Annotated in this window: 18 protein-coding genes; 14 read left to right on the top strand and 4 right to left on the bottom strand. The window is 73.2% G+C overall.

Annotation, left to right across the window (positions count from 1 at the left end):
• Positions 1–60: 60 nt before the first annotated feature.
• A complete protein-coding gene (locus tag KSNIM_RS11575) occupies positions 61–1197 on the bottom strand; it encodes an MBL fold metallo-hydrolase (protein WP_263103158.1) in 1137 nt (378 codons plus the stop codon).
• Between the two features lie 298 nt (positions 1198–1495).
• Between KSNIM_RS11575 and fabG the strand changes: the two genes are divergently transcribed.
• Entirely contained in the window at positions 1496–2215 is a 720-nt protein-coding gene (fabG, locus tag KSNIM_RS11570; RefSeq protein ID WP_263103157.1) for a 3-oxoacyl-[acyl-carrier-protein] reductase, read from the top strand.
• 3 nt (positions 2216–2218) lie between these two features.
• Positions 2219–2986: an enoyl-ACP reductase FabI gene (gene fabI / locus KSNIM_RS11565; protein WP_263103156.1), complete on the top strand. Its 768-nt coding sequence runs from the start codon at positions 2219–2221 to the stop codon at positions 2984–2986.
• A gap of 177 nt (positions 2987–3163) precedes the next feature.
• Here the strand turns inward: fabI and KSNIM_RS11560 are convergent, their stop codons facing one another.
• Positions 3164–3847 (bottom strand): FadR/GntR family transcriptional regulator, encoded by a 684-nt coding sequence (locus tag KSNIM_RS11560; RefSeq protein ID WP_263103155.1) that lies wholly within the window; start codon positions 3845–3847, stop codon positions 3164–3166.
• A 107-nt stretch (positions 3848–3954) separates the two neighbouring features.
• Here KSNIM_RS11560 and KSNIM_RS11555 point away from each other — a divergent pair, with 107 nt between their 5' ends.
• The 3 genes from KSNIM_RS11555 to KSNIM_RS11545 all read left to right on the top strand — a co-directional run bounded on the left by KSNIM_RS11555 (position 3955) and on the right by KSNIM_RS11545 (position 6026).
• Positions 3955–5244, top strand: a complete 1290-nt coding sequence (locus KSNIM_RS11555; RefSeq protein ID WP_263103154.1) for a CynX/NimT family MFS transporter — start codon at positions 3955–3957, stop codon at positions 5242–5244.
• Positions 5245–5287: 43 nt separating this feature from the next.
• Positions 5288–5410 carry an SGM_5486 family transporter-associated protein gene (locus KSNIM_RS11550; protein ID WP_263103153.1) on the top strand — a complete coding sequence of 41 codons (123 nt, stop codon included), beginning with the start codon at positions 5288–5290 and terminating at the stop codon, positions 5408–5410.
• Between the two features lie 88 nt (positions 5411–5498).
• The gene (locus tag KSNIM_RS11545) at positions 5499–6026 is read left to right on the top strand and encodes a SixA phosphatase family protein (protein ID WP_263103152.1); all 528 of its coding nucleotides are present in this window, start codon (positions 5499–5501) and stop codon (positions 6024–6026) included.
• A gap of 87 nt (positions 6027–6113) precedes the next feature.
• On the opposite strand, the gene serB is transcribed toward KSNIM_RS11545, so the two are convergent.
• The gene (serB, locus tag KSNIM_RS11540; protein ID WP_263103151.1) at positions 6114–7370 is read right to left on the bottom strand and encodes a phosphoserine phosphatase SerB; all 1257 of its coding nucleotides are present in this window, start codon (positions 7368–7370) and stop codon (positions 6114–6116) included.
• A gap of 219 nt (positions 7371–7589) precedes the next feature.
• Here serB and KSNIM_RS11535 point away from each other — a divergent pair, with 219 nt between their 5' ends.
• From KSNIM_RS11535 to KSNIM_RS11525, 3 genes are all read left to right on the top strand, one after another.
• Positions 7590–10151: an FHA domain-containing protein gene (locus KSNIM_RS11535; protein ID WP_263103150.1), complete on the top strand. Its 2562-nt coding sequence runs from the start codon at positions 7590–7592 to the stop codon at positions 10149–10151.
• 171 nt (positions 10152–10322) lie between these two features.
• Positions 10323–11474, top strand: coding sequence for a GAF domain-containing sensor histidine kinase (locus KSNIM_RS11530; RefSeq protein WP_263103149.1), 1152 nt, complete (start codon positions 10323–10325; stop codon positions 11472–11474).
• Between the two features lie 10 nt (positions 11475–11484).
• Positions 11485–12114 (top strand): response regulator, encoded by a 630-nt coding sequence (locus KSNIM_RS11525; RefSeq protein WP_263107909.1) that lies wholly within the window; start codon positions 11485–11487, stop codon positions 12112–12114.
• Between the two features lie 49 nt (positions 12115–12163).
• Here KSNIM_RS11525 and KSNIM_RS11520 read toward each other — a convergent pair whose 3' ends face one another.
• Positions 12164–12961: a hypothetical protein gene (locus tag KSNIM_RS11520; protein ID WP_263103148.1), complete on the bottom strand. Its 798-nt coding sequence runs from the start codon at positions 12959–12961 to the stop codon at positions 12164–12166.
• A gap of 200 nt (positions 12962–13161) precedes the next feature.
• Here KSNIM_RS11520 and KSNIM_RS11515 point away from each other — a divergent pair, with 200 nt between their 5' ends.
• The 6 genes from KSNIM_RS11515 (at position 13162) to KSNIM_RS11490 (ending at position 17775) form a co-directional block, all read left to right on the top strand.
• On the top strand, positions 13162–13953 hold the full coding sequence (locus tag KSNIM_RS11515; protein ID WP_263103147.1) for an ABC transporter ATP-binding protein: 792 nt from the start codon (positions 13162–13164) through the stop codon (positions 13951–13953).
• A 221-nt stretch (positions 13954–14174) separates the two neighbouring features.
• On the top strand, positions 14175–14585 hold the full coding sequence (locus tag KSNIM_RS11510; RefSeq protein ID WP_317634107.1) for an NfeD family protein: 411 nt from the start codon (positions 14175–14177) through the stop codon (positions 14583–14585).
• A 9-nt stretch (positions 14586–14594) separates the two neighbouring features.
• Positions 14595–15587, top strand: a complete 993-nt coding sequence (locus tag KSNIM_RS11505; protein ID WP_263103145.1) for an SPFH domain-containing protein — start codon at positions 14595–14597, stop codon at positions 15585–15587.
• A gap of 109 nt (positions 15588–15696) precedes the next feature.
• The gene (locus tag KSNIM_RS11500) at positions 15697–16473 is read left to right on the top strand and encodes an SDR family oxidoreductase (RefSeq protein WP_263103144.1); all 777 of its coding nucleotides are present in this window, start codon (positions 15697–15699) and stop codon (positions 16471–16473) included.
• 131 nt (positions 16474–16604) lie between these two features.
• Positions 16605–17366 (top strand): sulfite exporter TauE/SafE family protein, encoded by a 762-nt coding sequence (locus KSNIM_RS11495; RefSeq protein ID WP_263103143.1) that lies wholly within the window; start codon positions 16605–16607, stop codon positions 17364–17366.
• A 112-nt stretch (positions 17367–17478) separates the two neighbouring features.
• A complete protein-coding gene (locus KSNIM_RS11490; protein WP_263103142.1) occupies positions 17479–17775 on the top strand; it encodes a 4a-hydroxytetrahydrobiopterin dehydratase in 297 nt (98 codons plus the stop codon).
• The last annotated feature ends 88 nt before the right edge of the window (positions 17776–17863 follow it).

The raw sequence follows: 17863 nt of genomic DNA, 5'->3' as shown, positions 1-17863 counted from the left end.
GCCAGCGAATTCACCCGAAACCGCGCGCGTCGCCCGCCGCACAACCACCCGGACGGGCCGTCAGGCGACCGTCTCCCACCAGCCGTCCAGCTCCTGCGGCTGATCGACGTCGACCCGCTCGCCGGGGCGCGGCACGACCAGCGGCACGGCCTGCGCCTTGGCCTCCACCAGCAGCCGCTCGATCGGCTCGGCCCACGGGTGCAGGCCCAGGTTGAAGGTGCACCAGTGCACCGGCACCAGCAGTCCGGCCCGCAGCTCGCGGTGGGCGCGGACGGCGTCCTCCGGCGTCATGTGGATGTCGGCCCACGCCTCGTCGTACGCGCCGATCTGCACCAGCGCGGCGTCGAACGGGCCGTGCTGCTCGCCGATCCGCGCGTAGCCCTCGAAGTAGCCGGAGTCGCCGGTGTAGTACACCTTGCGGTTCGGCCCGGCGATCACCCAGGAGCCCCACAGCGTCGTGTTGCGGGTGGTGCCCCGGCCGGAGAAGTGGTGTGCCGAGGTCAGGGTGAGGGTGAGCGAGCCCAGGGTGCAGGTCTCGTCCCAGTCGAGCTCGATGATCCGGTGCTCCGGCACGCCCCAGCGGCGCAGGTGGCTGCCGATGCCCAGCGGCACCAGGAACGGCGCCGACTGCAGCGTCACCAGCCGCTTCACGGTGGCCATGTCGAGGTGGTCGTAGTGGTCGTGCGAGATCAGCACCGCGTCGACCTGCGGCAGCTCGGCCAGGCCGACCGGCACCGGGTGCAGCCGCTTCGGCCCGACGTGCGCGGACGGCGAGCAGCGGTCGCTCCAGATCGGGTCCAGCAGCACCCGGCTGCCCTCGATCTCCACCAGCGCGGACGCGTGCCCGTACCAGACCACCTCCACCCCGTCGGCGGCCCGCCCGGAGTGCTGCGGGCGCACCGTCGGCACCGGCAGCGCGGGCGTGCGGCCCTCACGGTCGAACAGCATCCGGCGGACCGTCTCGGCACCGGGGGTCGACGCCCGTGCGAGGTCCGACGGGGCGTTGTGGAACACGCCGTCCCGGTACTGCGGGGAGCGGCGGATCCGCTCCTCGCGTTCGCCGTCCGGCCGTCCGCCGAACGCCGCCGGCAGGTCGCGCAGCGCCCACGCCGCGCCGCCCACCGCGGCGGCCAGCGTGGTCAGGGCCAGCAGGCGGCCGCGCCGCCCGGTGGAACCGCTGGGCTGTGCCTCGGTCATCCGTGCTCCCGCTCTCTCGTCACCGACCGTGTGCCGGGCCTCGCTGATGGTGCGGCCCGCGACCGGGACGCCCAGAGGGCAACGGGTACGGCCCGGCCGGTTGTTCCCGTCCAAGTCGGACGCGTTGTCGGGATGCGACAGTTCCCGCCGGACGGACCTGTGGGAGGTCGATTCGTCGCGGGCTCACCTGGACCGATAGCGTCACAGTGCGTACGCGTCACCGGCGTACCGCTGCGGCCCGGCGGCCAACCGGCCGCCGCTCGACGGGCCGCCGCCAACTACGGAGAGAGGTGGATCGTTGAGCCGCTCGGTTCTCGTCACCGGAGGCAACCGGGGCATCGGCCTCGCGATCGCCAAGGCCTTCGCCGAAGCCGGCGACAAGGTCGCCATCACCAGCCGCTCGGGCGAGGTCCCGGCCGAGCTGGCCGCGCACGAGGTCCTCGCGGTCAAGTGCGACATCACCGACGCGGCCCAGGTCGACGCGGCCTTCGCGGAGATCGAGGAGAAGCAGGGCGCCGTCGAGGTGCTGGTCGCCAATGCCGGCATCACCAAGGACACCCTGCTGCTGCGCATGTCCGAGGACGACTTCAGCTCCGTCATCGAGACCAACCTCACCGGTACCTTCCGGGTGGTCAAGCGTGCGGCGACCAAGATGCTCCGCGCCCGCAAGGGCCGCGTGGTGCTGATCTCGTCCGTGGTGGGCCTGCTCGGCTCGCCCGGCCAGGCGAACTACGCCGCCTCCAAGGCCGGCCTGGTCGGCTTCGCCCGCTCGCTCGCCCGCGAGCTCGGCTCCCGCAACATCACGATCAACGTGGTCGCGCCCGGCTTCGTCGACACCGACATGACTGCCGTGCTCAGCGAGGAGCGCCGCAAGGAGATCGTCTCCGGCGTGCCGCTCGGCCGCTACGCCGCACCCGCCGAGGTCGCCGCCGCGGTCCGCTTCCTCTCCTCCGACGAGGCCGCATACATCACCGGAGCCGTCATTCCCGTCGACGGCGGATTGGGCATGGGTCACTGAACCATGAGTGGAATCCTTGAGGGCAAGCGCATCCTGATCACCGGTGTGCTGATGGAGTCGTCCATCGCCTTCCACACCGCGAAGCTGGCCCAGGAGCAGGGTGCGGAGATCATCCTCACCGCCTTCCCCCGGCCGAGCCTCACCGAGCGCATCGCCAAGAAGCTGCCGAAGCCGGTGAAGGTCCTGGAGCTGGACGTCTCCAGCGAGGAGCAGCTGGCCGGCATCGCCGACCAGGTCCGCGAGCACCTGCCGACCCTCGACGGCATCGTCCACTCGATCGGCTTCGCCCCGCAGGACGCGCTCGGCGGCAACTTCCTCAACACCCCGTGGGAGTCCGTCGCCACCGCCATGCACGTCTCCGCCTTCTCGCTGAAGTCGCTGACCATGGCGCTGCTGCCGCTGATGCAGGACGGCGGCTCGGTGGTCGGTCTGACCTTCGACGCGCAGTTCGCCTGGCCGAAGTACGACTGGATGGGCCCGGCGAAGGCCGCCCTGGAGGCGACCAACCGGTACCTCGCCCGCGACCTCGGCGAGCGCAACATCCGCTGCAACCTGATCTCGGCGGGCCCGATCGGCTCGATGGCCGCCAAGTCCATCCCGGGCTTCGGCGAGCTGGCCGACACCTGGAACCAGCGCTCGCCGCTCAAGTGGGACCTCTCCGACCCGGAGCCGGCCGGCCGCGGCGTCGTCGCCCTGCTCTCCGACTGGTTCCCCAAGACCACCGGCGAGATCGTCCACGTCGACGGCGGCCTGCACGCCATCGGCGCCTGAAACCCGGCGCACCCGGTGCGCCACTGAGGGGCGCGGGGAACTGCGCGAACCGGAAGACGGCCGACCTCGGCCCTTCCGGTCTCGCGCGGTTCCCCGCGCCCCTTTTCGCCTTTGACCGTCCACAGGGCCCGCCGCTCCCGACTCGCGCGGTTCCCCGCGCCCCTGGAGCCGCTGCCACTAGTGGCCCTGGGCGGCCTCGCTGCCGCAGGCGCCGATCGCGCGGCCGGCCTCGGCTGAGGCGCGCTGGGCGTCGCCGCCGCGGATGGCGTCGAGGATGCCGTGGTGGCCGACGTACCGCTCGGCGATCAGCTCGGGGCCGACGTCGTGTCGCAGGTGCGCCCGCATGACCTCCCCGAGGTCGGCGTACACCGCGGCGAGCACCTCGTTGTGGGCGGCCGCGACGACCGCCGAGTGGAAGGCCGCGTCGGCCTGCACGAAGTCCTCCGGGTCGCCGGAGTGCCAGGCCCGCTCGCGCCGGTCGAGCGCCGAGCCGAGCAGTTCGAGGTCGCGGTCGGTGCGCCGGGCGGCGGCCAGCCCGGCCGCGGACATCTCCAGGGTGGCGCGCAGCTCCGCGACCTGGGACTGGTCGGCCTCGGCGAAGCGGCGGTGCATGACGCCGGCGAGTTCGCTGGTGGCCAGCACGTACGTCCCCGAGCCCTGCCGGATGTCGAGCAGGCCGTTGTGGGCGAGTGCCTTCACCGCCTCGCGGACGGTGTTGCGGGCGACGCCGAGCTGCTCCACCAGGGCGGTCTCGGTGGGGATGCGGGAGCCGACCGGCCATTCGCCCGAGGTGATCTGGGTCCGCAGCTGTGCGATGACCTGATCGGACAGCGGGGTACGGCGGGTGCTCGACAGCGCCATGGACTCGGACTCCTCTTCCTCGCTCCCCCGGGGGAGGAGCCTCAGACCTTAGCCGTTTCGGGACGTTCTGGCGTAAGCATTCATCCCATCATTCTATGATGGGCGCTATGTCGACCGCAGCGGACTCCGCCACCCACCGCCGCGCCGAGCCCGTCCCGGCCGCGCCCGCGCCCTCCCGCGCCCGTCTCCTCTCCCTGCTCCTCGCCGCCGGCATCGCGCTCGCCGCCGTCAACCTGCGTCCCGTGGTCACCAGCCTCGGGCCGCTGCTCGACGACGTCCGGGCCGACCTCGGCATGAGCGCCGGCGTCGCCGGCCTGCTCACCGCGGTGCCCTCGCTCTGCTTCGCGCTGTTCGGCCTGGCCGCCCCCGCGCTCGCCCGCCGGATCGGCCCGATCGCCGTGGTCGCGGCCGGCATGGGCGCGATCACCATCGGCGTGCTGGCCCGCTCCTACGCCGGCGGCACCGCCGTCTTCCTGCTGCTGACCGCCGTCGCCCTGGCCGGCGTCGCGGTCTCCAACGTGCTGCTCCCGGTGGTCGTGAAGCGCTACTTCCCGCACCGGGTCGGCCCGATGATCGGCCTCTACTCGATGGCCCTGTCGGTGGGCACCTCGCTGGCCGCCGCCGCGACCGTGCCGCTCACCGCCGAGATGGGCGGCAGCTGGCGGGCCGGCCTCGGGATCTGGTCGGTGCTCGCCGCCGCGGCGCTGGTGCTGTGGGCGGTCATCGTGCTGCTGCGCCGCGAGCGCTCCGTCACGAAGGGCCCGGCGGCGGAGGGGCATGCCGCAGCGGGGGCGTCCGGGCCGATCGTCCGCAGCCGCACGGCGTGGGCGCTCGCCGTCTTCCTCGGTCTGCAGGCCACCAGCGCCTACGCCACGATGGGCTGGCTACCGAAGATCTACCAGGACGCCGGCGTCTCGGACGGTGCCTCCGGCGTGCTGCTGGCCGTGGTGATGGCGGTGAGCGTGCCCGCCTCGTTCGTGCTGCCGAACCTTGCGGCTCGGCGCGGCGACCAGCGGCTGTTCGTCGTGGTGCTCGGCGTCTGCGGGATCGCCGGCTACACCGGTCTGGCGTTCGCCGCGGGCACCGCCTCCTGGCTGTGGGCCTGCCTGGTCGGCCTGTCGATGTGCGCCTTCCCGCTGGCCCTCACCATGATCGGCCTGCGGGCGCGGACCCCGGGCGGGGTGGCGCGGCTCTCCGCCTTCTCGCAGTGCGTCGGCTACCTGATCTCCATCCCCGGCCCGATCGCGGTCGGCGCGGTCTACCAGGCCACCGGCAGCTGGTACCTGCCGCTCGGCCTGCTCGCCGTCCTGCTGGTGCCGCAGATGGTGTTCGGCGCGCTGGCCGGCCGTCCCCGGCACATCGAGGACGAACTGCCCCGCGTCCCCGCCGCGGTCTGACCCCGGTTTCCGGGCGGAACCGTCGGAATGCGACACTCGGCGCATGCCAGTTCTCGAACCAGAGCCGCAGGACGGCCAGAAGAAGCTGCTCCAGCTCATGGGCGTGATCGCCGGTGTGGTCGTGCTCGTCGCCGTGATCGCCATGGTCGCCGCCCGCCTGGGCTGACGGGGTCCGTACGCCGCCCCCACTCCTGCGGGTGGCGACCGCACGGACCCCGCGCCCGGCGGCGCATTTTCTGCAAAGCTCTAGGGGTATGAGCGCCGACACACCCCGAAGGATCATCGTTCTCCGCCACGCCAAGGCCGACTGGCCGAACCAGGTGGCCGACCACGAGCGGCCGCTGGCCGACCGCGGCCGTCACCAGGCGCCGGAGGCGGGCCGCTGGCTGGCCGACTCCGGCATCAACCCCGACTACGTGCTCTGCTCCACCGCGCTGCGCACCAGGGAGACCTGGAAGCTGGCGGCGCACGAACTGCCCAAGCGCCCGCGCCGCACGGTCTACGAGGACCGGGTGTACGAGGCCAGCCCGGGCGAGATCATCGCGGTGCTCCAGGAGACCCCGGACGAGTTCGCCGACCTGATCCTGGTCGGCCACAATCCCGGCGTGCTCGGCCTTACCCAGGTCCTCGCCGGCGACGAGGGCGACGCGGACGCGCTCAACCGGCTGAGGCTCAGCAGCTTCCCGACCGCGGCGATCGCGGTCCTCAGCTTCGCCGGGCCGTGGAAGTCGGTCGAGCCCGGGGTCGCCAAGCTGGACTCGTACCACACGCCGCAGGACTGAGGGCCCGCACACGGGACGGCCGGTACGCGAAGGGTGGCCGGGGCGTACGCCCGAGCCACCCTCCGTGCTGTCGCCGTGCTGCCGGGGTCAGTCGGTGACGCTGCCGTCCAGCGCGTCGGCCGCCTCGACTTCGTCGCGGGAGATGCCCAGCAGGTAGAGCACGGTGTCCAGGAACGGCACGTTGACCGCGGTGTGCGCGGCCTCGCGGACCACCGGCTTGGCGTTGAAGGCCACGCCCAGCCCGGCCGCGTTCAGCATGTCGAGGTCGTTGGCGCCGTCGCCGATCGCCACCGTCTGCGCCAGCGGCACCCCCGCCTGCTCGGCGAACCGGGCCAGCCAGCGGGCCTTGCCCGCGCGGTCCACGATCTCGCCGGTGACCCGGCCGGTGAACCTGCCGTCCGCGACCTCCAGGGTGTTGGCGGCGGCGAAGTCCAGCCCCAGCTGCTCGACCAGGTGGTCGGTGACCTGGGTGAACCCGCCGGAGACGATCGCCACCTGGTAGCCGAGCCGCTTCAGGGTGCGGATCAGCGTGCGGGCGCCCGGCGTCAGCCGCACCTCGGCGCGGACCTTCTCCACCACCGCGGCGTCCAGCCCGGCCAGCAGCGACACCCGGGCCCGCAGCGACTCCGCGAAGTCCAGCTCGCCGCGCATCGCGGCGGCCGTCACCTCGGCGACCTCCTCCTCGCAGCCGGCGTGCGCGGCGAAGAGCTCGATCACCTCGTCCTGGATCAGCGTGGAGTCGACGTCCATCACGACCAGCCGCTTGGCCCGCCGGTGCAGGCCGGCGCCGACCACGGCGATGTCCACGCCCAGCGCGGACGCCTCCGGGGCCAGCTCCGCGCGCAGCTGCTCGGTCGGCAGACCGGACACGGCCAGCTCCACGGCGGTCACCGGGTACTTCGCCAGCCGGAACACCCGGTCGATGTTGCCGCCGGCCCCGCTGATCCGGCCGGCCAGCGAGGCCACCGCCTCCGCGGTCAGCGGGTGGCCGAGCACGGTGACGTGCGAACGGCCCTCGCGGCGCGCCGGGTTGTCGCCCGTACCGGAGATGATCTCGGCCTGCAGCTTCAGCGTCTCCGCCCAGCGGTGCACGGTCGAGCGCAGCTCGCCCTCGACGCCGCCGGCGGCCGGCGGCGTCACCAGGGCACACAGCGTTATCCGGCCACGGGTGACGACCTGCTCGATGTCGATCACGTCCACGCCGAACTCGGCGAGCGTGGCGAACAGGCCCGCCGTGATGCCGGGACGGTCCTTGCCGAACACCTTGACGAGCAGCGTGCGCTCGCCGTCGGTCCGTGGCTGCGGGGCGGGGAGGGGCGCGGCGGCCGGATCAGTCGCGTTCATGGTGCCTCCCACGCTACCCGCCCGCGTGTCCCGGCCACGCCCCGCGTCCGCACGCTGGGACGACGCCGGTGCCCCGGTTTCGTTGCCGGCCGGTCACAAAGCCCGAGGTGACTTTCAGGTACGGCAGAAGGGCTGGAATGATTCCCCCGTCAGATTCACAGGCGCAACTCCCCGGTCGGGGAGCCAATCGGGGGACCGAGAGAGCGGGGGCAGGCGGACGTGCCGCAACTCGTACTGGAGCTCAACGGGCAGCAGACCGTCCTGGAGCCGGGCCGCGCGTACACCATCGGAAGGGACCCGGCATCGGACTTCGCGTTCGACGACGCCAGGGTCTCCTGGCGGCACGCCACCATCTCCTTCGACGGCGCCGGGTGGCACCTGCAGGACCACGGCTCCACCAACGGCACCTACGCGGGCGGCGCCCGCACCCAGCACGTGCCGCTCCCCCCGGGTGCGGTGGTCCACCTCGGCAACGCCGAGAACGGCCCCAGACTCGCCTTCTCCGCGCCGGCCCAGGCGCCCGCGCCGCAGCCCGGCGTCCACGAGGCGGTGACCAGCCGGGCCGCACAGCCGCCGGCGGCCCACCAGGCCCCGGCCCAGCAGCCCTGGGCGCAGCACCCGCAGCCGCCCGTCCACCAGCAGTGGGACACCCCGGCGCCGCAGCCGGTCGTGCCGCACCAGGGGCAGCACGCGCCCGTCACGCCGCAGGCGCACGTTCCGCAGCAGGGCCAGCCGCCGCTGCCGAACGGGCTCGGCAACCCGACGATGGTGCGCAACCTCACCGCCGGCATGCGCACCATCCGCATCGGCCGCGCCCTGGACAACGACATCGTCGTCTCCGACCTGCAGGTCTCCCGCCACCACGCGGAGCTTCGGCAGCTCGCCGACGGCCGCTGGGAGATCGTCGACCTCGGCAGCCACAACGGGATCTTCCTCAACGGCCAGCCGGTGCAGCGTCAGCTGATGGGGCCGCAGGACCGCCTGACGGTCGGCCGTTCCAGTTTCGTCCTGGTCGGCGACCAGCTGCAGGAGTTCGTCGACACCGGCGCCGTCACCTTCTCCGCCCGCCACCTGACCGTCGAGGTCGAGTTCAAGGGCGGCAAGAAGGTCCTGCTCAACGACGTCTCCTTCTCCGTCCCGGAGAAGTCCCTGGTCGCCGTCATCGGCCCGTCCGGCTCCGGCAAGTCCACCCTGCTGCGCGCCCTGACCGGCTACCGCCCCGCCGACCGCGGCGAGGTGCTGTACGACAACCAGAACCTGTACCAGCAGTTCGCCGAGCTCCGCTCGCGCATCGGCCTGGTGCCGCAGTCCGAGATCCTGCACAAGGAGCTCACCGTCCGCAGCGGCCTCAAGTACGCCGCCCGGCTGCGCTTCCCCGGCGACACCGAGGCCGCCGAACGCGAGCGCCGGATCGACGAGGTGCTGTACGAGCTGCGTCTCGACAAGCGCGCCGACAACCGGATCACCGCGCTCTCCGGCGGCCAGCAGAAGCGCGTCTCGGTCGCCCTGGAGCTGCTCACCAAGCCCTCGCTGATCTTCCTGGACGAGCCCACCTCCGGCCTCGACCCGGGCATGGACCGCGAGGTCATGCAGACCCTCCGGGGTCTGGCCGACGACGGCCGCACGGTCCTCGTCGTCACCCACTCGGTGGCCGAACTCGCGCTCTGCGACCGGCTGCTGGTCATGGCGCCGGGCGGCTCGGTGGCCTACTTCGGCCCGCCGTCCGAGGCCCTGCACTTCTTCGGCTACGAGACCTGGGCCGACGTCTTCCAGGCCTTCGAGAACTACCCCGACCACGACTGGGCCGGCCGCTACAAGGGCTCCGTCCACTACCGGCAGTACTCCGCCGACGTGGACGCCCCCGTGCAGCACGCCACCGCGAGCGTGCCGCTCGCCCAGGTCCGTCCGCCGAAGCCGCAGAGCTGGGGCTCCCAGCTGTGGACGCTGATCAGCCGCTACCTCGCGGTCATCGGCTCCGACAAGGGCTTCATGCTGCTCTCCCTGGTGCTGCCGCTCGTCCTCGGCGGCGTCTCGGTGCTGATCCCCGACCACTGCGGACTGGCGGCCTGTGCCGCCTCCGGGCGCAACGACATCGCCAAGATGATCCTGCTCGTGGTGGCCTTCGGCGCCTGCCTCTCCGGCTCGGCGAACTCCGTCCGAGAACTGATCAAGGAACGGGCGATCTACGAACGGGAACGGGCCACCGGCCTCTCCCGCTCCGCCTACCTGGTCTCCAAGATCGTCGTGCTCGGCCTGGTCAGCTTCGTCCAGGGCGGCGTCATCTCCGCGATCGCCTTCAAGACCCGCGACCTGCCCGCCGAGGGCCTGCTGCTGAAGAGCATGCCCGCCGCCGAGATGGCGATCGGCGTGATCCTGCTGAGCTTCACCTCGATGCTGGTCGGCCTGACCATCTCGGCGCTCGTGAAGACTGCCGAGAAGACCATGCCGCTGCTGGTCATGTTCGCCATCGTCCAGATGGTCTTCACCGGCGCCATCTTCCAGGTCTTCGACAAGCCCGGCCTGGAGCAGTTCGCCTGGCTGATGCCCGGCCGCTGGGGCCTCGCCGCGAGCGGCAACACCCTCGACCTGGCCCACACCTCCGCCGTCACCTACAACACCGACGTCCGCCCGCCCAAGCCGGTCGTCGACCCGCTGTGGGACCACACCGTCGGCCACCTCTTCCTCAACTGGTTCGCCCTGATCGCGATCTCCGTCGGCCTCGCCTTCCTCGTCCAGCGCTTCCTGCGCCGCCACGAGCCCGAGGTCATGCAGAAGGGCTGACCCGCCCCGCACCGCACACGACGGGCGGCATCCCCCGGGCCGGGATGCCGCCCGTCGCCGTGTCCGCGCCGCGGCGCCCGCCGGGACGGCATCCCGCGCCCGCCGTACGCCCCCGGACCTAGGCCGGTCGCCTCATGCCCCGGCGGCCCGCCCGGCGGTAGCGTGGGGGACATGCCGCCCGAGGAACCCGCCCCCGCCTGCGACCCCTGCCTGGGCGGGATCGAGGCGATCAGCACCGCCGTGCTCGCGATGAGCCGCCACCTGGAGGTCCGCGAGGTCCTCCAGCGGATCACCGCCTCCGCCCGTACCCTGCTCGGCGCCGAGTACGCCGCCCTCGGCGTCCCCGACGACCACGGCGGCTTCGCCCAGTTCGTCGTCGACGGCGTCACCGACGAACAGTGGCGCGCCATCGGCCCGCTGCCCCGCCAGCACGGCGTCCTCGCCGCGATGCTCCACGAGCTGACGCCCACCCGGCTCGCCGACGTCCGCACCGCCCCGGACTTCGGCGGCTGGCCCGCCGCGCACCCCGAGCTCACCGACTTCCTCGGCATACCGATCGTCGACGGCACCGAGATCCTCGGCGCCGTCTTCCTCGCCAACAAGCCCGGCGGCTTCACCGCCCACGACGAGGAACTGCTGCGCATCCTCGCCGCGCACGCCGCCCTCGCCCTCTCCAACGCCCGCCTCTACGAGCGCAGCCGCGAACTCACCCTCGCCGGCGAACGCGCCCGCATCGCGCACGACCTGCACGACGCCGTCTCGCAGAAGCTCTTCTCACTGCGCCTCACCGCCAAGGCCGCCGCCACCCTCGTCGACCGCGACCCCGCCCGGGCCCGCGCCGAACTCGCCGAGGTGGCCCGGCTCGCCGCCGAGGCCGCCGACGAACTGCGCGCCGTCGTCGTCGAACTGCGGCCCGCCGCACTGGAGGAGGACGGCCTCACCGCCACCCTCGCCTCCCAGGTGCAGGTGCTGGACCGCGCCCACACCGCCGCCGTCAGCTTCAGTGCCCGGCACGTGAAGGCACTGCCCGCCGCCCAGGAGGCCGCGCTGCTGCGGGTCGCCCAGGAGGCCCTGCACAACGCGTTGCGGCACTCCGGCGCCCGGACGGTCGACGTCTCGCTCGCCGGGACCCCGGCCCGCGGGGCCGTCTTGCGGGTCACCGACGACGGACAGGGCTTCGACCCGGACTCCGTCCGGCGGGCCGGCCGCCACCTCGGCCTGGTCTCGATGCGGGACCGCGCCGCCGCCGTCGGGGGCACCCTCACGCTGGAGTCGGCCCCGGGCAAGGGGACGGTCGTGGAGATGGAGGTCCCCGGTGCCTGACAGCCAGTCGATGATCCGCGTGCTGCTGGTCGACGACCACCAGGTGGTCCGGCGCGGACTGCGCACCTTCCTGGAGGTCCAGGACGACATCGAGGTGGTCGGCGAGGCCGCGGACGGCGCCGAGGGCGCCGCCCTCGCCCGGGACCTCGGGCCCGACGTCGTGCTGATGGACCTCAAGATGCCCGGCGTCGACGGCATCGAAGCCCTCAAGATCCTCCGCGACCAGGGCAACCGGGCCAAGGTCCTGATCGTCACCAGCTTCACCGAACACCGCACCGTCGTCCCCGCCCTGCGGGCCGGCGCCGCCGGCTACGTCTACAAGGACGTCGACCCGGAGGCCCTCGCCGGCGCCATCCGCTCGGTGCACGCCGGGCACGTGCTGCTGCAGCCCGAACTCGCCGAGGCACTGCTCTCCGACGACGGCCCGCGGCCCGCCCAGGGACGCGGCGGCACCCTCACCGACCGCGAGCGCGAGGTCCTCGGCCACATCGCCGACGGCCGCTCCAACCGGGAGATCGCCCGCGCCCTGCACCTGTCCGAGAAGACGGTGAAGACCCACGTCTCCAACATCCTCATGAAGCTCGACCTCGCCGACCGCACCCAGGCCGCCCTCTGGGCCGTCCGCAACGCCGAAGCCTAGGAGCACCCGCAGGGGCGCGGGTCCAACCCCCAGCGCCCCTGGTGGTTGGCTACCGCGGTTCGTCGACGAGGGCGTTGTAGGCGGCGACCTGGGCGCGGCGGGCCGTGCGCTCCAGCGGGGCGAGGACCTCGCGGCGGGCCGCCATCTCGGAGGCGGACACGGCCGCCCCGTGCCCGCCGGAGGCGATGGAGAGCAGGGCCGACACCTGCCGGGCGGACTCCAGCACCCGCACGGCCCGCAGCGGGTACCCCGGCGCCAGCAGTTCGGAGTGCCCGCGCCGCCGGTACGCCTCCAGCGCCCGCAGCGCCTCCGGCCCGGCGCCGGCGACGTCGAGGCGGGTGAGCAGCGCGGTGGCCTGCCGCAGTCCGTCGGTGAGCTCGAACTCGGCCTCGTGCAGCGAGGGGACGTCCGCCGGCGGGGTGTCGTTGACCTCCGAGCAGCGCCACAGCACGGTCGCCGAGCGGTCGCCCTCCGGCCCGAACACGCTGACTTCGGGCACCAGCCCGATCGGTACGCCGACGGCCAGCACCGCCTCCCCGGCGGCCATCGCCCCGGCGTTGAACGGCGCCGGTCCGGTCAGCCCCAGCGGGTGCCCGGCGGAGGGCAGGGCCAGCCGCAGCCCGCGGACGCCGAGCACGCGGAGCCGTCCGAGGGCCCAGGTGAGGCCGTGCAGCTCGCCCTCGGCGTCACCGGGCAGTCCGGTGACCCGGTGCGACTCGTCGCCGCCGAGCACGGCCGCAGCGGCGTCGTCGGGCGACGCGGAGCCGGCGAGCAGGGCGTTGCCCCAGGCGGTGAGCCGGGCCGAGCGCGGCTCCTGGAAGGGATTGGCGGCAGGTGTGGCGAGCATCCCGCCAGCCTACGGACAACTCCGCCATCCGCGTGGCGTAGGTTTGGGCTGTGCTGCGCGCGGCGCATCCCGTCCCGCCCGCCGGACCGGCGGGAGTACGCTGCCCGCGCGCACCGACTGTCGAGACCACTGGACCGCACCCCGAGGCCCGATGCCGCCGGCCCTCGGACGGCCGACATCTGCATTGGGGAAGGCTAGGCATGAGTGACGTGCTGGAGCTCGTCGACGTTTCCGTGGTCCGGGAGGGTCGCGCGCTGATCGACCGGGTCTCCTGGTCGGTCGCCGAGGGCGAGCGCTGGGTGGTCCTGGGCCCGAACGGGGCGGGCAAGACGACCCTGCTGCAGGTCGCCTCCACGTACCTCTTCCCGACCTCCGGCACCACCGCGGTGCTCGGCGAGAAGCTCGGCTCGGTCGACGTCTTCGAGCTCCGGGCCCGCATCGGCCTGGCGAGCGCCGCGATGTTCGACAAGCTGCCCGGCGAGCAGACCGTGCTCCAGACGGTGCTGACCGCGGCCTGGGGCATGACGGCCACCTGGAACGAGCAGTACGACAGCAGCGACGAGGCCCGGGCGCTGGCCCTGCTGGACCGGCTCGGCATGGCCGGCTACACCACCCGCAAGTTCGGCACCCTCTCCGAGGGCGAGCGCAAGCGCACCCTGATCGCCCGCGCGCTGATGACCGACCCCGAGCTGCTGCTGCTGGACGAGCCGGCCGCCGGCCTCGACCTCGGCGGGCGCGAGGACCTGGTGCGCCGCCTCGGCGCGCTCGCCCAGGACGCGTACGCGCCGTCGATGGTGATGGTCACCCACCACGTCGAGGAGATCGCCCCGGGCTTCACCCATGTGCTGATGATCCGTCAGGGCAAGGTGCTGGTCGCCGGCCCGATCGACACCGAGCTGACCGCCCGCAACCTGTCGCTCTGCTTCGGCCTGCCGCTGACCCTGGAGCGCCGCGGCGACCGCTGGTCCGCGCAGGGCCTGCCGCTGGGCTGACCGCACGTCCGCGACGGCCGCCGGGCCGCGCACCCGCTCCGGCGGGTGCGCGGCCCGGCGGCCGTTACGGTGTCCGCGGCGACGAGGTCCGGCGGTGCTGAACCACTGAACTCCGCTGAACACCCGGCCCCCGCGCGGGCGGCCGGTTTCCGCCTGTTCACCTGCGGGAAGCTAGGCGTCACAAGCATTCCCCTCCCTAGGATGGCCTCGTGGACAGCTGGATCTGGTGGCTCCTGGCCGCCGTCGGCCTCGGCATACCGCTGGTGATCACCGCGATGCCCGAGTTCGCCATGTTCGCGATCGGGGCGGGCGCCGCGGCACTCACCGCGGCCCTCGGAGCCGGGGTGGTGCCGCAGTTCCTGGTGTTCGTGGCGGTGTCGGTCGCACTTCTGGTGTTCGTCCGGCCGATCGCGTACCGCCAGCTGCAGAAGGGCCCGGCGATCAAGACGGGCATCGAGGCGCTCGAGGGCGCCACCGCAGTCGTACAGGAGAAGGTCGACGGGGAGGGCGGCCGGATCAAGCTCAACGGCGAGATCTGGTCGGCCCGGGCACTCCACCCCGGCAGTGTCTACGAGCCGGGGCAGCAGGTCGACGTCGTCGAAATCCAGGGCGCCACCGCCCTGGTCGTCTAGGGGAGAATCGTGGAACCCGTCCTCATCGTGCTGGTCGTCCTGGTCGTGGTGGCCTTCATCGCGCTGATCAAGACGATCCAGGTGATCCCGCAGGCCAGCGCGGCGATCGTGGAGCGCTTCGGCCGCTACACCCGCACGCTGAGCGCGGGGCTGAACATCGTGGTGCCGTTCATCGACACCATCCGCAACCGCATCGACCTCCGCGAGCAGGTCGTGCCGTTCCCGCCGCAGCCGGTCATCACCTCGGACAACCTGGTCGTCAACATCGACACCGTCATCTACTACCAGGTGACCGACCCGCGGGCCGCGACCTACGAGGTCGCCAGCTACATCCAGGCCATCGAGCAGCTCACCGTCACCACGCTGCGCAACATCATCGGCTCGATGGACCTCGAGTCCACCCTGACCTCCCGCGAGGTCATCAACGCGGGCCTGCGCGGCGTCCTCGACGAGGCCACCGGCCGCTGGGGCATCCGCGTCAACCGCGTCGAGCTGAAGGCGATCGAGCCGCCGACCTCCATCCAGGACTCGATGGAGAAGCAGATGCGCGCCGACCGCGACAAGCGCGCCGCGATCCTCACCGCCGAGGGCGCCCGGCAGGCCCAGATCCTGCGCGCCGAGGGCGAGAAGCAGGCAGCCGTCCTGCAGGCCGAGGGCGAGGCGCAGGCCGCGGTGCTGCGCGCCGACGGTGAGGCCGCCGCGATCCGCACCGTCTTCGAGGCCATCCACGAGGGCGACGCCGACCAGAAGCTGCTCGCCTACCAGTACCTGCAGACCCTGCCCGAGCTCGCCAAGGGCGACTCCAACAAGCTGTGGATCATCCCCAGCGAGGTCGGCGACGCGCTCAAGGGCCTCGGCGGCGCGTTCACCGGCCTGACCGGCGGCAACGGCGCCGGCCCGGCCTCCGCCGCCGCCCCGCGCCCGGTGGACACCGAGACCAAGCACGTCGCCCGCCCGCGGGTCGAGACCACCCGCGAGTACCCGCGGATCGACCCCGAGTGAGCCTGCCGTAAGGCCCCGGCAGACCCCTCCGGCCTGCGCCGCCCGTACCGGGCCGGCGCAGGCCGGAGCCGTGATGTCACACCCGGGCGGGCTGCGTCGTCCCCCTGGTATGAGAATCGCCATCGTCGGAGGTACGGGGACGCTGGGAAGCCACGTCACCGAGGAACTGCGCGCACGCGGACACGACGTCCGGGTGCTGAGCCGCCGCTCGCCCGAGCACCCGGTCGACCTCACCACCGGAGCCGGGCTGGCCGCCGCCCTCGCCGGCTGCGACGTCGTGGTCGACGCCGCCAACAGCCGCTCGGCGAAGGGCGCCGAACGCGCACTGGTCGACGGCACCAGGAACCTGCTCGCCGCCGGACGCGCCGCCGGCGTCGGCCACCACGTCTGCGTCTCGATCGTCGGCTGCGACCGGGTGCCGGTCGGCTACTACAGGGTGAAGACGGCCCAGGAGCAGGCCGTCGCCGAGGGCCCGGTGCCGTGGACGGTCGTCCGGATCACCCAGTTCCACGAACTGGCCGGCGAGGCCTTCGCGGCGCTCGGCCGCTGGCGCCTGCTGCCCGTGCCGAAGGCCCGGCTGCAGACCATCGCCGCCGCCGACGCCGCCCGCGCCGTCGCGGACGCCGCCGAACGGCCCGCCCGCCTGGGCCGGGTGGAGGCCGCCGGCCCGGAGACGGCCGACGCCCGCGAGCTCGCCCGGACCTGGCGCGCCGTCACCGGCCGCCGCGTCCTGCAACTGCCCCTGCCGCTGCCCGGCGCCCTCGGACGGGCCCTGCGCGCCGGCGGCCTCACCACCGGACGGCCCGACACCCGCGGCACCGTGACCTTCGCCGAGTGGCTGGCCCGGGACGCTGCGGCCGCACCCGAGCGCACGCCCGTCCGGTGACCGCCGGGCCCCGCGGGAGAGCGGAACGCCCCCGCGGGGCCGACACCGGTCCGGATCGTGGATCACCCCTGGCCCGGCCCCTCCTCCTCCGGCATGATCCGTAGTGACAGGAGCGAAGGAGGGAATCACGGATGTCGGTCTGGGAAGCGCTGGCGGTCCTGCTGGCCGGTGTGGGTGCGGGCACCATCAACACCGTGGTCGGCTCCGGCACGCTCATCACCTTCCCCGTGCTGCTCGCCCTCGGCCTGCCGCCCGTGACCGCCAACGTCTCCAACACCCTCGGCCTGGTCCCCGGCTCGATCAGCGGCGTCATCGGCTACCGCCGTGAACTCGAGGGCCAGCGCCGCCGCCTGCTCCGCCTCGGCACCGCCTCCCTGATCGGCGGCCTTACCGGCGCCTACCTGCTCACCAAGCTCCCCAGCAAGGCCTTCGACGCCATCGTCCCCGCGCTGATCCTCTGCGCCCTCGTCCTGGTCGTGATCCAGCCCCGGGTCTCCCGAGCGGTGGCCGCCCGCCGCGGCCACGGCGGCGGCAGCGCCGAGGGCGGCCCGCTGCTCTTCGCTGGCGTCCTGCTCGCCGGCGTCTACGGCGGCTACTTCGGCGCCGCCCAGGGCGTCCTGCTGCTCGCCCTGATGGGCATGCTGCTCCAGGACGACATGCAGCGGATCAACGCCACCAAGAACGTCCTCGCCCTGATCGTCAACGGCGTCGCCGCGGTCTTCTTCCTCTTCGTCGCCCCGATCGACTGGACGGCCGTGCTGCTCATCGCCGCCGGATCGGTGGTCGGCGGCCAGATCGGCGCCAAGGTCGGCCGCCGACTGCCCCCGCCCGTGCTGCGGACCGTCATCGTCGTCGTCGGCCTCGCCGCCGTCACCCGGCTGCTGCTCACCTGACACCCCGTGTCGCCCGGCCGCGGTGCCCCCGCCTTCCTATGCTCCTTGTGACGCACCCCCGCGGCCGGCGGCCCGCCCGCCGCGGGCCCGCCAGCGACCACCGGGAGCACCCGTGAGCCGAACCCGGCTGACCGAGGACGAGATCACCGCGGCCCTGACCGCCCTGCCCGAGTGGCACCGCGAGGGCGAGGCGATCGTCCGCACCGCGGAGACCGCCAGCTTCATGACCGCGATCCGGGTCGTCGACACCGTCGCCGTCGCCGCCGAGGAACTCGACCACCACCCCGACATCGACATCCGCTGGCGCACCCTGCGCTTCGCCCTCTCCACCCACAGCGCGGGCGGCCTCACCGGCCTTGACACCACCCTCGCCGCCCGCATCGACGACGTGCTGCGCACCACGTCCTGACGCCGGCTCAGCCCGCGGAGCACCCCGTTCCGGCGGGGTGCTCCGGCCGCCATGAGATGCTGGGCGCTTGCAGCAGCAGTCGGGACGG

Source organism: Kitasatospora sp. DSM 101779, from assembly GCF_025655475.1.
Lineage (GTDB): Bacteria > Actinomycetota > Actinomycetes > Streptomycetales > Streptomycetaceae > Kitasatospora.
Note: the sequence above shows the minus strand (reverse complement) of the source record. Positions and strands in the feature narration are given on the sequence as shown.